Source organism: Citrobacter sp. wls717 (assembly GCF_005280955.1).
Classification (GTDB): domain Bacteria; phylum Pseudomonadota; class Gammaproteobacteria; order Enterobacterales; family Enterobacteriaceae; genus Citrobacter; species Citrobacter werkmanii.
Genome location: NZ_SZWW01000041.1, coordinates 1 through 1,070 on the forward strand (window position 1 = coordinate 1; position 1,070 = coordinate 1,070).

General features: G+C 54.2%; 1 protein-coding gene. It reads left to right on the top strand.

Annotated elements, in window-relative coordinates; all coding sequences use genetic code 11:
• Positions 1-1,070, top strand: a 1,070-nt coding sequence (tuf, locus tag FDX09_RS19465) for an elongation factor Tu (RefSeq protein WP_048338893.1), incomplete at both ends; no start/stop codon positions are given.

Consider the following 1,070-nt stretch of genomic DNA (forward strand, 5'->3'; position numbering starts at 1 on the left):
ACCGTACTGGCTAAAACCTACGGCGGTGCTGCTCGTGCATTCGACCAGATCGATAACGCGCCGGAAGAAAAAGCTCGTGGTATCACCATCAACACTTCTCACGTTGAATATGACACCCCGACTCGCCACTACGCACACGTAGACTGCCCAGGCCACGCCGACTATGTTAAAAACATGATCACCGGTGCTGCGCAGATGGACGGCGCGATCCTGGTTGTTGCTGCGACTGACGGCCCGATGCCGCAGACTCGTGAGCACATCCTGCTGGGTCGTCAGGTAGGCGTTCCGTACATCATCGTGTTCCTGAACAAATGCGACATGGTTGATGACGAAGAGCTGCTGGAACTGGTAGAAATGGAAGTTCGTGAACTTCTGTCTCAGTACGATTTCCCGGGCGACGACACGCCGATCGTTCGTGGTTCTGCTCTGAAAGCGCTGGAAGGCGAAGCAGAGTGGGAAGCGAAAATCATCGAACTGGCTGGCTTCCTGGACTCTTACATCCCGGAACCAGAGCGTGCGATTGACAAGCCGTTCCTGCTGCCTATCGAAGACGTATTCTCCATCTCCGGTCGTGGTACCGTTGTTACCGGTCGTGTAGAGCGCGGTATCATCAAAGTTGGCGAAGAAGTTGAAATCGTTGGTATCAAAGAGACTGCTAAGTCTACCTGTACTGGCGTTGAAATGTTCCGCAAACTGCTGGACGAAGGCCGTGCTGGTGAGAACGTTGGTGTTCTGCTGCGTGGTATCAAACGTGAAGAAATCGAACGTGGTCAGGTACTGGCTAAGCCGGGCTCTATCAAGCCGCACACCAAGTTCGAATCTGAAGTGTACATCCTGTCCAAAGACGAAGGCGGCCGTCATACTCCGTTCTTCAAAGGCTACCGTCCGCAGTTCTACTTCCGTACTACTGACGTGACTGGCACCATCGAACTGCCGGAAGGCGTAGAGATGGTAATGCCGGGCGACAACATCAAAATGGTTGTTACCCTGATCCACCCAATCGCGATGGACGACGGTCTGCGTTTCGCAATCCGTGAAGGCGGCCGTACTGTAGGTGCGGGCGTTGTTGC